The organism is Sphingomonas colocasiae (genome assembly GCF_019880585.1).
In the GTDB taxonomy this organism is placed as follows: Bacteria; Pseudomonadota; Alphaproteobacteria; order Sphingomonadales; family Sphingomonadaceae; genus Sphingobium_A; species Sphingobium_A colocasiae.
Genome location: NZ_JAINVV010000013.1, coordinates 1 through 13986, shown reverse-complemented (window position 1 = coordinate 13986; position 13986 = coordinate 1). Strand labels below are relative to the sequence as shown.

At 64.3% G+C, this 13986-nt stretch carries 11 protein-coding genes and 1 pseudogene; 11 read left to right on the top strand and 1 reads right to left on the bottom strand.

Annotated features, from left to right (window positions below; all coding sequences use genetic code 11):
• Positions 1-221 precede the first annotated feature (221 nt).
• The 11 genes from dxs (at position 222) to msrA (ending at position 13013) form a co-directional block, all read left to right on the top strand.
• Positions 222-2147 carry a 1-deoxy-D-xylulose-5-phosphate synthase gene (dxs, locus tag K7G82_RS25415; RefSeq protein ID WP_222992778.1) on the top strand — a complete coding sequence of 642 codons (1926 nt, stop codon included), beginning with the start codon at positions 222-224 and terminating at the stop codon, positions 2145-2147.
• 566 nt (positions 2148-2713) lie between these two features.
• Positions 2714-3049: a helix-turn-helix domain-containing protein gene (locus tag K7G82_RS25410; RefSeq protein WP_222992777.1), complete on the top strand. Its 336-nt coding sequence runs from the start codon at positions 2714-2716 to the stop codon at positions 3047-3049.
• Positions 3050-3247: 198 nt separating this feature from the next.
• The gene (locus tag K7G82_RS25405) at positions 3248-3979 is read left to right on the top strand and encodes a TlyA family RNA methyltransferase (protein WP_222992776.1); all 732 of its coding nucleotides are present in this window, start codon (positions 3248-3250) and stop codon (positions 3977-3979) included.
• A gap of 157 nt (positions 3980-4136) precedes the next feature.
• Complete coding sequence (locus K7G82_RS25400; RefSeq protein ID WP_222992775.1) at positions 4137-5183, top strand: efflux RND transporter periplasmic adaptor subunit; 1047 nt, start codon at positions 4137-4139, stop codon at positions 5181-5183.
• 12 nt (positions 5184-5195) lie between these two features.
• Positions 5196-8315, top strand: a complete 3120-nt coding sequence (locus K7G82_RS25395) for an efflux RND transporter permease subunit (protein WP_222992774.1) — start codon at positions 5196-5198, stop codon at positions 8313-8315.
• A gap of 10 nt (positions 8316-8325) precedes the next feature.
• A complete protein-coding gene (locus K7G82_RS25390) occupies positions 8326-8880 on the top strand; it encodes a TspO/MBR family protein (RefSeq protein WP_222992773.1) in 555 nt (184 codons plus the stop codon).
• A 31-nt stretch (positions 8881-8911) separates the two neighbouring features.
• Entirely contained in the window at positions 8912-9217 is a 306-nt protein-coding gene (locus K7G82_RS25385; protein WP_222992772.1) for an accessory factor UbiK family protein, read from the top strand.
• A 109-nt stretch (positions 9218-9326) separates the two neighbouring features.
• Positions 9327-9836 carry a type III secretion system chaperone family protein gene (locus tag K7G82_RS25380; RefSeq protein WP_222992771.1) on the top strand — a complete coding sequence of 170 codons (510 nt, stop codon included), beginning with the start codon at positions 9327-9329 and terminating at the stop codon, positions 9834-9836.
• A 225-nt stretch (positions 9837-10061) separates the two neighbouring features.
• Positions 10062-11540 (top strand): glycerol kinase GlpK, encoded by a 1479-nt coding sequence (glpK, locus tag K7G82_RS25375; RefSeq protein ID WP_222992770.1) that lies wholly within the window; start codon positions 10062-10064, stop codon positions 11538-11540.
• Position 11541: 1 nt separating this feature from the next.
• Entirely contained in the window at positions 11542-12411 is an 870-nt protein-coding gene (locus tag K7G82_RS25370; protein ID WP_222992769.1) for a M48 family metallopeptidase, read from the top strand.
• A gap of 53 nt (positions 12412-12464) precedes the next feature.
• On the top strand, positions 12465-13013 hold the full coding sequence (msrA, locus tag K7G82_RS25365; RefSeq protein ID WP_222992768.1) for a peptide-methionine (S)-S-oxide reductase MsrA: 549 nt from the start codon (positions 12465-12467) through the stop codon (positions 13011-13013).
• Positions 13014-13858: 845 nt separating this feature from the next.
• Here the strand turns inward: msrA and K7G82_RS25360 are convergent.
• Positions 13859-13986 (bottom strand): annotated as a pseudogene (locus K7G82_RS25360) (IS5/IS1182 family transposase); the annotation flags it as partial.

The window sequence follows — 13986 nt, the reverse complement described above, 5'->3', positions numbered from 1 at the left end:
CTGCAAACGGCATTCTTCTGCGCTTCCGGTGCTCACGTACTGAAGTACGCTGCGCGCCGGTTCTCGAAGAATACCATTTTCGGCTCGGCCTGACCCGAATTTCGCCCGATCCGGGTGCGTTTCGAGCGCTCTGCATCGATCCTGCACCGCATCGCCATCACGGTTCCGTTCGACAGTTTGTCGTGGCAGCGCTAAGAGTTGTGCCCGCAAAGAGGGAATATATGTCCGATTCACCCGCGACGCCGCTGCTGGATGCCGTCGCTTCTCCGGCCGATCTCCGGAAGCTCGCGCCCGATCAGCTTCGCCAGCTTGCCGACGAACTGCGCGCGGAGATGATTTCCGCGGTTTCGGTCACGGGCGGGCATCTCGGTGCCGGGCTCGGCGTGGTCGAACTGACCACTGCGATCCATTATGTGTTCAATACGCCCGAGGATCGCCTGATCTGGGATGTCGGCCATCAGGCCTATCCGCACAAGATCCTGACCGGGCGGCGCGATCGCATCCGCACATTGCGCCAGGGCGGCGGGCTTTCGGGCTTCACCAAGCGCAGCGAAAGCGAATATGATCCCTTCGGGGCGGCGCACAGTTCGACCTCGATCTCCGCCGCTTTGGGCTTCGCCGTCGCCAACAAGCTGGCGGGCCGGCCGGGCAAGGGCATCGCGGTGATCGGCGACGGCGCGATGAGCGCCGGCATGGCCTATGAAGCGATGAACAATGCCGAGCAGGCGGGCAACCGGCTGGTCGTCATCCTCAACGACAACGACATGTCGATCGCGCCGCCGGTGGGCGGGCTTTCGGCCTATCTGTCGCGCATCGTCTCGTCGCGCAGCTTCCTGGGGCTGCGCGATCTCGCGCGCCGCTTCGCGCGTCGCCTGCCGCGCCCGCTGCACGATGCTGCCCGCAAGACCGACGAGTTCGCGCGCGGCATGACGATGGGCGGCACGCTGTTCGAGGAACTGGGCTTCTATTATGTCGGCCCCATCGACGGCCATAATCTCGACCATCTGATCCCCGTGCTCGAAAATGTCCGCGATGCGGAGGAGGGGCCGATCCTCGTCCATGTCGTCACCAAGAAGGGCAAGGGCTATGCCCCGGCCGAGGCGGCGGCGGACAAATATCACGGCGTCCAGAAGTTCGACGTGGTCTCCGGCGAGCAGGCCAAATCCCCGCCCGGGCCGCCCAGCTACACCGCGGTCTTCGCCAAGGCGCTGATGGGCGAGGCGGCCCGCGATGAAAAGGTGGTGGCGATCACCGCCGCGATGCCCTCCGGCACCGGGCTCGACAAATTCCAGCAGGCCTATCCCGATCGCACCTTCGATGTCGGCATTGCCGAACAGCACGCCGTGACCTTCGCGGCGGGGATGGCGGCGCAGGGCATGCGGCCCTTCTGCGCGATCTATTCCACATTCCTCCAGCGCGCTTACGATCAGGTCGTCCATGACGTCGCGATCCAGAATCTGCCGGTGCGCTTCGCGATCGATCGCGCCGGGCTGGTCGGCGCGGATGGCGCCACCCATGCCGGCAGCTTCGACGTCACCTATCTGGCGTCGCTGCCCAATTTCGTCGTGATGGCGGCGTCCGACGAGGCTGAGCTCGTCCATATGGTCCATACCTGCGCCTGCCATGACAGTGGCCCGATCGCCGTCCGCTATCCGCGCGGCAACGGCACCGGCGTGCCGCTTCCCGACGTTCCGCAATTGCTGGAGATCGGCAAGGGTCGCATCGTCCGCCAGGGCAAGAAGGTCGCGATCCTCTCGCTCGGCACCCGGCTGGAAGAGGCGCTGAAGGCTGCCGATCAGCTCGATGCACGGGGGCTTTCCACCACTGTCGCCGATCTCCGCTTCGCCAAGCCGCTCGACGAGGCGCTGATCCGCAAGCTGCTGGCGACACACGAAGTCGCGGTGACGATCGAGGAGAACAGCATCGGCGGGCTTGGCGCCCATGTGCTGACGCTGGCCAGCGACGAGGGGCTGATCGATACCGGGCTGAAGCTGCGGACGATGCGCCTGCCCGACATCTTCCAGGATCACGAAAAGCCTGACAGGCAATATGACGAGGCCGGGCTCAACGCACCGCACATCGTCGATACCGTGCTGAAGGCGCTGCGCCATAACAGCAGCGGCGTGATCGAGGGCGCGCGCGCCTGACGGCGCACGCCTTTCCGTCGGCTCCGCAAGTGAAGGTCGTCGGCAGCTGACCCCGAACCCGCGATTCCGTTCCGGAATTCGGGATGGAACCGAATATGCCGTAGCGCGTTCCGCATCATGGATTGAACCGATCAGGCAGGTGCGGGCGCTGGGAGTGCGCGTGCCAAGCACTAGCGCGCGCCGCGGTCGCACCGTGAATTTCGTTACGCATTCAGTTCAATTTGCCGATTTTATACGAAACCTTCCAGATTGTCGCTTTTGATACTGTAGAAGATCGCCGTGCATTGGCGCGACCTGCGCAAGCGGTGCGATCGATTTGGACAATCGTCTTGCATGTTGCGCCGTACCCATTGCGCATATTCATCCATATTCGATGATATGACGGAATTTGCGCTTTTTGGGATGGGTTTTTCATTCGAATTCGAAAAAATACTTCCAAAATGGATGTATATCAATTTCGTTATGGGTGGATGTTTGGTAATAATTAAGCTAGATGATCGTCAATAATCGCCGGGATATGGGGACTATCTTAGGGGTTTGGGGATATGGAGCAGGACCGTTCTTTTTTGCCGCTTCAACGCGCGCTTCGGATCTATCAGGCGCGGCGCAGCCGGCGAGCCCTGTTCGCGCCTGACTCGGACATATTCGGTGAGCCGGCCTGGGATATTCTGCTGGACCTTTTCATCGCGCATGAGCGCCGGCAGCCTATTTGCCTTTCGGATGCCAGCCTGGGCGCCGGCGTGCCGCTCTCGACGGCGCAGCGCTGGGTGAAGCAACTGCTCGACCGGGGGTTGCTCGTCCGTCACAGCGATGGCCGCGATCATCGCCGGGTCCTGGTCTCGCTCAGCGAGCATGCGGTCAAGCTGATGCGCAGTTATCTGGAGAAGCACGACGGCGGCTGAGAGGCTGTTTGGAAAAGCTGGTACCGCCTCCAGAAAGCGCGCTGCCGCGCTTTCTCGAACAGGCTCCAAGGGCGTCGCTGGCTCGGGCACCGGCCGTTCGCATCGGCAGCGACGGTCATTGCCGCTTGGCGTTGCATGGCCTTTCCGGCATTGCGGATGCGGGTTCCATCGCAGGCCGTGCCGTCATGATCCGTTTCAATGCCTAAATCCCGTGCCGATCAGCTTCTCGTCGATCGCGGGCTCGTCGAAAGCCGGACGCGGGCGCAGGCACTGATCCTGGCCGGCCTGGTCTTCTCCGGCGAACGCAAGATCGACAAGGCGGGGCAGGCGCTGCCGCAGGACGCGCCGATCGAAGTGCGCGGACGCGATCATCCATGGGTTTCGCGCGGCGGCATCAAGCTGGCGCACGCCATTTCTCATTTTGGCTGGGACGTGACGGGCGCCGTCGCGATCGATGTGGGGTCGTCGACGGGCGGTTTTACCGATGTGCTGCTGACCAACGGCGCGGCGCGCGTCTATGCGGTCGATAGCGGCACGAACCAGCTCGCCTGGAAGCTTCGCCAGGATCCGCGCGTCATCGTCCACGAAAAGACGAGTGCGCGCATCCTGACCGCCGGGCATATTCCCGAACCGATCGATCTGATCGTCTGCGACGCCAGCTTCATCTCGCTCGCCAAGGTATTGGATGTGCCGCTTTCATTTGCGCGGCCCGGCGCGCGGCTGATCGCGCTGATCAAGCCGCAATTCGAAGCGGGGCGCGAAGAAGTGGGCAAGGGCGGCGTGATCCGCGATCCCGCCGTGCATGCCAGGGTCTGCGCGGAGGTGGTCACCTGGCTGGAGGGCAAGGGGTGGACGATCGACGGCGTGGTCGAAAGTCCGATCACGGGGCCTGAGGGGAATATCGAATTCCTGGTCGCCGCGCGTTGCTGAAATATTTCACATCAGTGACGAATTTTTCAAATTGCGACAATTTGCGACAGACTAAGGAATTGCAAAGCGCGTGACTGCACGATACCCGGCTGTGCTGCCGTTCGAGCTGGGTCGATCGGCGGCAAGACCCATTATTCCGGGAAATCGACACAGGCGCATGCGCATTTCAGCCGTTATCCCAGTGATCTTCCTCTTGTCCGCCTGTGGCGGCGCCAAGGATTCGCATCGTGGCGATGCGCCGCTCGTGCGCGCGGACGCGACCGCGACGAAACGCTTCACCGATCGGATCGACGCGGTCGGCACCGCCTTCGCGAACGAGCAGGTGGTGCTCTCGGCCCCGGTGACCGAGCGGATCACGCGCCTCAATTTCGGCGACGGCGGTTATATCGCCAAGGGGCAGGTCGTCGCCGTTCTCGCGCAGGGACAGGAAACCGCGCAGTTGCAGCAAGCCGGCGCGCGCGCGACCGAGGCACGCCAGCAACTCGAGCGGCTGGATGCGCTGAAGGCGCGCGGTTTCGCCACCCGCGCCGCGGTCGACGCGCAAACCGCGCTTGCCGCCTCCGCTTCCGCCCAGGCGGCCGAAGCGCGCGCATCGATCGGTGACCGCGTCATCCGCGCGCCGTTCAGCGGTTGGGTGTCGCTGCGCAACATCTCGACCGGCGCGGTGGTGACGGCGGGTACCGAGATCGCGACGATCAGCGACGTTTCGCGCATCAAGCTCGATTTCACCGTTCCCGAAACGCTGCTGGCATCGCTCGCCGTGGGGCAGGGTATCGATGCGGTCGCGGCGGCGTATCCCGGCCGGGAGTTCCACGGCACCATCGCCAGCATCGATCCGGTGGTGAGCCCCGAGACCCGCGCGGTGACCGTGCGGGCGCTGCTGCCCAATCCCGATCGCGCGCTCAAGCCCGGCATGTTGATGACCGTCGCCGTCGAATCCGCGGCGCGCAACTCGCTGTCGGTTCCCGAACTCGCCGTGGTGGGAGAGGGCGACAAGAGCTATGTCTTCGTCGTCGGTGACGGCAGCAAGGTCAAGCGGACCGCGGTCAAGATCGGTGCGCGCCAGGGCGGCGCCGTGGAAATCCTGCAAGGGCTGAAGCCCGGGCAGCGCGTGGTGACCGAAGGCGTGGTGAAACTCACCGACGGCATGAAGGTGGCGCTGGCGGGTGCGCGGGGCGAGCGTCCGGCGGCGGCCGGCGACTAAGGGCGCCGGCGAATGCAGCTTTCCGATCTGTCGGTCCGCAGGCCGGTTTTCGCCACGGTCATCGCGATCCTGCTGTGCGTGGTCGGCGCCGTCGCATTCATGAGCCTGTCGGTTCGCGAATATCCCGACACCGATCCGCCCGTCGTGTCCGTACAGACGACCTATACCGGCGCCGCCGCCACCGTCGTCGAATCGCGCATCACCCAGGTGCTGGAAGCGCAGCTTGCCGGTATCGAGGGCATCCTGGCGATCAGTTCGCGTTCGCGTGACGGTCAGTCTGAAATCACGATCGAATTCAATCCCGGCCGCGACATCGATTCCGCCGCCAACGACGTGCGTGACCGCGTGTCGAGCTCCGTTCAGGATCTGCCGGAGGAAGCGCTGGCGCCGCAGGTGCGCAAGGCCGATTCGGATTCGCAGCCGATCCTGTTCCTCGTCGTTTCCAAGCCGGGCTGGAGCAGGCTTCAGCTCAGTGACTACGCCGATCGCAATCTGGTCGATCGCTTCTCCGCGATCGACGGCGTCGCGCGTGTCTTCCTGGCGGGTGAGGCACGGCCGTCGATGCGCGTCTGGATGAAGCCGGAGCGGCTTGCCGCCTTCCAGCTCACCCCGGCCGATGTCGAGGCCGCGCTGCGTCGCCAGAATGTCGAGCTGCCCGCCGGGCGCCTCGAATCGAAGGACCAGAACGTCACGCTGCGCGTCGAACGCCCGTTCACGACGCCCGCCCAGTTTTCGCAACTTGTCGTCGGGCGCGGCACCAACGGTTACCTCGTCCGCCTGGGCGATGTCGCGCGCGTCGAAGAGGGGGCGGAGAACCCCTATTACCAGTTCCGACGGAATGGCGGCCCGGCGGTCGGCCTCGGCATCGTGCGTCAGTCCGGCGCCAACACGCTGGAGGTGGCCGATCGCGCGAAGGCGGAGATGGAGCTGATCCGGCCCTCGCTGCCCGACGGCATGACGATCATGGTCGGGTCCGACGATTCGCAGTTCATCAGCCGCGCGATCGAGCGGGTGTGGCACACCTTGCTTGAAGCGGCCGTGCTCGTTGTCCTCGTGATCTTCCTGTTTCTCGGCAGCGCGCGCGCCACGCTGATTCCGGCGGTGACGGTGCCGATCTGTCTCTTGAGCGCCTTCACCGTGCTGTGGCTGGCCGGATTCTCGATCAATCTGCTGACCTTGCTCGCGATGGTGCTCGCGATCGGTCTGGTGGTCGACGACGCGATCGTCGTTCTGGAAAATGTCTATCATCGTATCGAGGAAGGCGAATCCCCGCTCGTCGCCGCGTTCAAGGGAACGCGCCAGGTGGGCTTCGCGGTGATCTCGACCACGCTCGTCGTTTGCGCGGTGTTCGTGCCGGTGATGTTCCTCGCCGGGCAGACCGGCCTGCTCTTCCGCGAACTGGCGGTCGCGATGATCGCAGCCATCGCCTTTTCTGGTTTTCTCGCGCTCAGCCTGGCGCCGATGCTCTGTTCGAAGCTGCTGAAGCACCAGACGCGCGGACGCTTCACCCAATGGATCGACGATCGCTTCCAGCGAATCGAAAATGCCTATGCGCGCCGGCTCGATCGGGTGATCAACAAGCCTCTGATCGCGATTGTCTCGGTGCTGCTGTTCCTGGGGGCGGCAGGGGGGCTGTTCACCTTGATGAAGTCGGAACTGATCCCGGCGGAGGACATGGGTGTCGCCCAGTTCCAGATCAACGCGCCCGAAGGCACCGGCTTCGATACCATGGATCGCTATGTCGTCGACGTGCAGAACAAGCTGCTGCCGATGGTCAAGGAAGGCACGGTGGCCAATGTCATCGCGCGCACGCCCGGCGGTTTCAATGCGACCGACGACTTCAACAATGGCGGTTTCACGATCTTCATGAAGCCGTGGGAGGAGCGCGATCAGACCACGCAGGACGTCGTCAACAAGATCAACGCGATCCTGCGCGATACGCCCACGGTGCGTGGCAACGCGTCGGTGCGCGCGCCGATCGGCGGCCGTGGCGGCGGCGGCAACAACAATCCGATCAATTTCGTGATCGCCGGCAACACCTATGAAGGGCTGGTGGCCGCGCGCGACCGTATTCTGGCCGCTGCGGCCAACAATCCCGGCATCATCAACCTCGATTCCGATTACAAGGAAACCAAGCCGCAGCTTCGCATCGACGTCGATACCGCGCGCGCGGGCGACCTTGGTGTGTCGGTCGACGATATCAGCCAGGCATTGCAGTCGCTGCTCGGTTCGCGCCGTGTGTCCACCTATCTCGATCGCGGCGAGGAATATCGCGTCATCGTCCAGGCGGATGCGCAGGATCGGTCGAACCTCCAGAATCTGTCGCAAATCTATGTACGCAGCCGGACAGGCGCGCTGGTGCCGCTCTCGAACCTCGTCACCACGCGAGAAACGGCCGGACCCCGCGATCTCGGCCGCTTCCAGAAGATGCGCGCGATCACGCTCAACGGCGCGCTGGCGCCCGGCTATGCCCTGGGTGAAGCGTTGACCTTCCTTGAACAGCAGGCCGCCGCGTCACCCGAAGTGACGGCGGTGGGCTATCGTGGGCAGAGCCAGGCGTTCAAGGAAACCGGCAGCTCCATCTGGATCGTCTTCGGTTTGACGGTGCTGATCATCTTCCTGGTGCTCGCCGCGCAGTTCGAAAGCTTCATCCATCCGATCGTCATCATCACCACGGTGCCGCTGGCGGTGGCGGGTGGCGTGATCGGGCTGGCGCTGACCGGCCAGACGATCAATCTCTACAGTCAGATCGGCATCGTCATGCTGGTGGGGCTGGCCGCGAAGAACGGTATCCTGATCGTCGAATTCGCCAACCAGATACGCGACGAGGGCGTGGAAGTGGGCGAGGCGATCCGCCGCGCGTCCGCTCGCCGCCTGCGCCCGATCCTGATGACGTCAATCGCCACGGTGATGGGGGCAGTGCCGCTGGTGACGACGGGCGGAGCCGGTGCTGCGTCGCGCGTCGCGATCGGTATCGTGATCGTGTTCGGCGTCTCGATCGCAACCTTCATCACATTGTTCCTCATTCCAATTCTCTACAGTCGCCTGGCGCGTTATACGGGATCGCCGGAAGCGGTCGGGCGTGCGCTTGACAGTGAACTCGGGGTGCCGGCGCCCGCGCCGGCCGAATAGGGAGCAGCGGATGAGCGAAATCGCGTCGAAGGGGCAACTCCGCTGGTCCTTTGCGCGATGGGCGCTCCTGTGTGTTCCGCTCGTTCTGCTGCTCGGCATCGCCTCAGGGCAGCTCGCCAATTCCGGTTACGGCAATCCCTGGTTCGATGCGCTGGTGAAGCCGGCGATCATGCCGCCGGGCTGGGCCTTCGGCGCCGCATGGACGATCCTTTATGTGCTGATGGGGCTCGCGCTCGCGATGATCCTCAACGCGCGCGGGGCAGGGGGGCGTGGCCCCGCGATCGCCCTGTTCGTCGCGCAGTTCCTGCTCAATCTCGCCTGGTCGCCGATCTTCTTCGCCGCGCATCAGGTGGGAACCGCGTTGATCGTGATCCTGGTGATGCTGGTGCTCGCCATCGCGACCACGGTCGCGTTCCGGCGCGTCCGGCCGGCCGCGGCGGCGCTGATGCTGCCCTATCTGGCCTGGCTCTGCTTCGCCGCCACGCTCAATTACCAGATCGGCGCGCTGAATCCCGACGCGGCAACCCTTGCACCCTCGACCCCCAAGGCCCAGATAGATCTGTAGCAAGGGCCAATCTCCGGTCTGGAGGGATAGAATGCAGTCGCAGAATCGTGTTTTCGACGATTTCGTGAAGTTCGTGAACGGCGCGGCGGGAACGTTGGCCGGCGTCGGCCGGGAGGCCGAGGCGTCGGCGCGTGAGCGCGCGAAGGAATGGATCGGCGGTCTCGATTTCGTCAGCCGCGACGAGTTCGAAGCGGTGAAGGCCATGGCCGCCGCGGCGCGCGACGAGGCGGATGCCCTGCGCGCGCGGCTCGATGCGCTGGAAGGCGTGCAGGCGAAGCCGGCCGCCAAGGCGGCGGCGAAGTCGCCTGCCAAGGGCAAGCCGAAATCCACAGGCTGATCCACGGGGAAATCCCCGGCGAAATCACCATCTCGCGCGGTTTTGCCTTGTCTTCGGGGCCGTGCGGTTGCACGAGTGCGTTCATGAGAATGGCGCTGGTGACACCCGCATGACCCTGGACGAGTATGAGACGGACCGCGCGAGCGGTGCGCCGATCGAGATGCTCGAAGCCTATTATTCGGCGCATGGCTGGACGCATGAGCGTGTCAGCGACGACGAGATCGTCGCGACGATGGACGGCAGCTGGACGAAATACGAATTGCGCGCGGTGTGGCGCGAGGATGATCGCGTGCTCCAGTTCCTGGCGCTGCCCGACATCAAGGTCGCGAACGAGAAGCGATCGGAGATGTACGAGACGCTGGGGCTGATCAACGAGCAGCTCTGGCTCGGCCATTTCGAACTCTGGTCGTCGAGCGGGATCGTCCTGTTCCGCCATGCCGCGTTGCTCGACGGGCAGGAGGATTACCATCTGTCGCTCGACCAGGTCGAACTGCTCGTCGAAACCGCGATCGACGAATGCGAGCGCTTTTATCCGGTGTTCCAGTTCGTCCTGTGGGGCGGGAAATCGCCCACCGAAGCCATAGCGGCGGCTCTGATAGAGACACGGGGCGAGGCCTAGGAATGGATGCCATTGGGCCCATGCCGGGCTGCGAACGGCACCGTCCTGCGCTTCCGGTGCTCACGTACTGAAGTACGCTGCGCGCCGGTTCTCGGCCGGCACCATTCTCGCTCCGGCCTGAGCCCAATGGCATCCATTCCCAGGGTGCTTGATCAAACGATCCCGCGACTGGATACCGTAGTTTACGCCTTTCGCGCACATGGGCATTGTGGTTGAACCATGGCCATGAACTCCGCCGACAAGATCCTCGTCATTGACGAAGGCACCACATCCACCCGTGCGATGCTGTTCGATCCCGACGGGCGAGCGCTGGGAAGTACGCAGCGGCCGCTGACTCAGCATTATCCGGCACCGGGGCTGGTTGAGCATGACGCGGCCGAGATCTGGGCGCTGACGCTGGATTGCGCGCGCGAGATGGTAACCCAGGCGGGCGGGCCGGGGGCGATCGCCGGGATCGGCATCACCAACCAGCGCGAAACCGTGGTGTTCTGGAGCCGGCGGACGGGCGAGCCGCTGGCGCCCGCGATCGTCTGGCAGGATCGGCGCACCGCCGATATCTGCCGCACTCTCAAGGACGCCGGGCACGAACCCATCGTCCAGGCCAAGACCGGACTGCTGCTCGATCCTTATTTTTCCGGCAGCAAGATCGGCTGGGCGCTGGAGAACTGGCCGCAGCTTCGTGACGCCGGCGACGATCTGATGGTCGGCACCGTGGAGAGCTGGCTGGTCTTCAAGCTGACCGGCGGCGCGCATGTCAGCGATGCGACCAATGCATCGCGCACCGCGCTGATGGCGATCGGCGCATCCGGCTGGGACGACGGCCTGCTGGACCTGTTCGGGGTGCCCCGCGCCATCCTGCCCGAGATTGTCGACTGCGCCGGCCCGATCGCCACCACCGATGCCGAATTGTTCGGCGCGCCGATCGCGATCACCGGCATGGCGGGGGACCAGCAGGCGGCAACGATCGGCCAGGGCTGCCTCGATCCCGGCCAGACCAAGGCGACCTATGGCACCGGTGCCTTCGTGCTTTCAAACACCGGCCGCAGCCTGCCGCAGTCCCGCAACCGGCTGTTGTCGACGATCTGCTGGCAGGTATCGGGCGAGCGTCATTACGCATTGGAGGGGTCGGTATTCGTCGCCGGCAGCCTGATCCAGTGGCTGCGCGACGAACTGCGCCTGATCGCGTCGGCGCCCGAGAGCGAACCGCTTGCGCGATCGGTCGCCGATAATGGCGGCGTCTATCTGGTGCCCGCGCTATCCGGGCTGGGTGCGCCGCATTGGGAACCGGGCGCGCGGGCCGCGGTGACGGGGCTCAGCTTCTCGACGGGGCGCGCGCATATCGTCCGCGCCGCGCTGGAGGCGATGGCGCACCAGACCAGCGATCTGAAAGGCGCTTTCGCCGCCGATGGCTGCGACTGGCAGGAATTGCGGATCGATGGCGGCATGGTCGCCAATGACTGGATGGCGCAGGATCTGGCGGACATGCTCGACCTGACGGTCGAGCGCCCGGCCTTCGCGGAAACCACCGCGATGGGCGCGGCGATGCTGGCGGGCGTCGGCGCGGGCCTGTTCGGATCGCTTCGCGACGCGGCGGCGATGCGTGGCGCGGTGACGCGCTTCACGCCCGCGATCGACGGCGCGGTGCGGGCCGCGCGGCTGGACGGCTGGTCGGTCGCGATGAAGGCGGTGCTCGCGGGCGCCTGAAATGGAGCTGGCCACGATCCTGGGCCTGTTGCTCGCAGCGTCTCCGCCGCCGTCACAGGCGGATATCGAGCGTGTGCAGGACGTGCGCGTCGCGAAGATCGGCCATGATCTCGTCACCGCCAATGCGGGGCGTTGCGCGCGGCGCGCGCCGGCGACCGGATTGTTGCTGGGGACGTCGGCGGCCGGCCGATATCCCGGCGTGGTTGCGGTCCTGCCCGGATCGCCGGCCGCCGGGGTGGGTATCGCACCCGACGACATCATCCAGTCGATCGGCGGCACGGCGATGCCCATGCTTGGCGATCCGGCGTTCAAGGATGCGTCGGCCTGGATGCGCGCCGTGCACGATCGCCTCGATGCCGGATTGGCGGCGGGGTCGGCGGTGCTCGCGATCAGGCGGGGCGAACGGACCCTGTCGGTGGAACTGGCCGGTGTGCCGGCCTGCGCGACGCGGTTCGTGATCTCGAACACCAGGGCGCTCAATGCGGGGGCCGATGGACAATATGTCCGGATCTCGCAAAGCATGTTCGCGGAATTCCGCAGCGATGACGAACTCGCGGCGATCCTGGCGCATGAACTGGCGCACAACATCCTCGATCACCGCGCCGTGCTCGATGCGCAGGGCGTGTCGCGCGGACTGTTCGGCCGGATCGGCAAGAATGCCGCGAAGATCCGCGAGACCGAGATCGCGGCGGACGCGCTGTCGCTGACGCTGATGCACGATGCGGGCTATCGCATGGCGGCCGCGCCCGAATTCTGGGCGCGTTTCGAGAAGAAGCACGGTTACGGCATTTTCGCCGACGCCACCCATCTGAACGGCCGCCGCCGCGTCGATATGCTCAATGCCGAGATCGTGCGCGTCGAGGCGCGGTGATTGCGCATCGGCTACGCCTTCCTATCTTGGCAGCACAGCAAGGGAGAATGGACATGACCGAAGAGGTCGCGACACTCGCGGGCGGGTGCTTCTGGTGCGTCGAAGCGGTCTTCGACGATGTGATCGGCGTTTCGGCGGTCGAAAGCGGCTATATCGGCGGCGACACCGTCAACCCGACCTATCAGCAGGTGTGCAACGGCGATACCGGCCATGCCGAGGCGATCCGGATCCATTATGATCCGGACGCGATCGGCTATGACGATCTGCTCGACATCTTTTTCCACGTCCATGATCCGACGCAGCTCAACCGCCAGGGCAACGACATCGGCACGCAATATCGTTCGGCGATCTTCCCTCATTCGCCGGAGCAGGAGGCTGCGGCACGCGCCGCCATCGCGCGGGCGCAGGCGGACTGGAGCGATCCGATCGTGACGACGGTCGAGCCGATCGCGACCTGGTATCCGGCAGAGGATTACCATCAGGAATATTTCGTCCGCGAGGGATCGAAAAACCCCTATTGCATGGCGGTGGTCGCGCCCAAGCTCCGCAAGTTCCGCAAAAGCTATGCGGAGCGGCTGAAGAATGCGGACATGACCGCCTGAACCGGGCCTGGGTTGACGGCAGGTCTCGATCAGCGACGCTTGTCGAGACCTGCTAGGTCGTGAACCTATAAACGGGTGACGCGTCGAGCTATTGTAATCTGTAGCCCGCTCGCACCAGCTCGCTTTGCACCTTCCGCCAATATCCAGCCCAAGGTTCAAGGTCGTCGTTGACGCAAGTTCGCTCGACTTTCAACAGCGCATTACGTTGGCCTGGCTTCCAACGAGCAGTGATGCTGACGCTGACTTTAGGGCTTTGAAGCCCTAACGTTTGGCTGAGGGGCCGCCCTCCTTCTGAGCTATCAACACCCCATGTGGTCATGCCAACGCGCGTGGAGAGTTCCTCAAATGCCGCTTCCAATTTTTTTATATCGTCGTCAGGCAAAGCGATGACGGCTGCGGCGAGGATGCGTGCCCGCTTAGGATTACTGCAAAACGAGCTATATCCGGTAGCCTGAGAAGAGCAGAGCGCGAGAATAGCGGCGCCCGCTATTGTGCGGATGAGTCTTATCATGCTGCCGAATATCACGTGACTGATGCTCCCCCAACATGAGTTCGTCGTCGAGCCTTCCCCCTCAGTCATAATCCCGATTCAAGTTCCATATGAAAAGATATGACCTGCCCGGCTTCGAGTGGCGCGCGATTCGCCCAACAAGCTGCGAGGCTCGCCACCAGGCAAAGCTGATGCTTCGGAAACAACTATCGATGCGCTATGGCGAAGCCCGAGCTGAGTTGGGGATCGGGAATGGCACGCGGCAAGGCGGGATCCGCCAACAAACTCGACGATCAGGCTGTTATCGAGCGGGTGCAGTCCATCCTGATCAATGCAGCTGAGGGACGTCGGAGCATTAGGCCGTAGACTCATAAGCCCGTAGCCACAGCCTCATTGAGGCGAGTTGGACCATGGCGAGGAAGTTCGCGGCGAGCTTATCGTAGCGGGTTGCGACCCGGCGGAAGTGCTTCAGCTTGGAGAAGA

Coding starts and splice junctions, on each gene's coding strand:
- dxs (WP_222992778.1), top strand. CDS start 222: ATGTCCGATTCACCCGCGACGCCGCTGCTGGATGCCGTCGCTTCTCCG.
- K7G82_RS25385 (WP_222992772.1), top strand. CDS start 8,912: ATGCAGTCGCAGAATCGTGTTTTCGACGATTTCGTGAAGTTCGTGAAC.
- K7G82_RS25395 (WP_222992774.1), top strand. CDS start 5,196: ATGCAGCTTTCCGATCTGTCGGTCCGCAGGCCGGTTTTCGCCACGGTC.
- K7G82_RS25380 (WP_222992771.1), top strand. CDS start 9,327: ATGACCCTGGACGAGTATGAGACGGACCGCGCGAGCGGTGCGCCGATC.
- K7G82_RS25370 (WP_222992769.1), top strand. CDS start 11,542: ATGGAGCTGGCCACGATCCTGGGCCTGTTGCTCGCAGCGTCTCCGCCG.
- msrA (WP_222992768.1), top strand. CDS start 12,465: ATGACCGAAGAGGTCGCGACACTCGCGGGCGGGTGCTTCTGGTGCGTC.
- K7G82_RS25390 (WP_222992773.1), top strand. CDS start 8,326: ATGAGCGAAATCGCGTCGAAGGGGCAACTCCGCTGGTCCTTTGCGCGA.
- K7G82_RS25405 (WP_222992776.1), top strand. CDS start 3,248: ATGCCTAAATCCCGTGCCGATCAGCTTCTCGTCGATCGCGGGCTCGTC.
- K7G82_RS25400 (WP_222992775.1), top strand. CDS start 4,137: ATGCGCATTTCAGCCGTTATCCCAGTGATCTTCCTCTTGTCCGCCTGT.
- glpK (WP_222992770.1), top strand. CDS start 10,062: ATGAACTCCGCCGACAAGATCCTCGTCATTGACGAAGGCACCACATCC.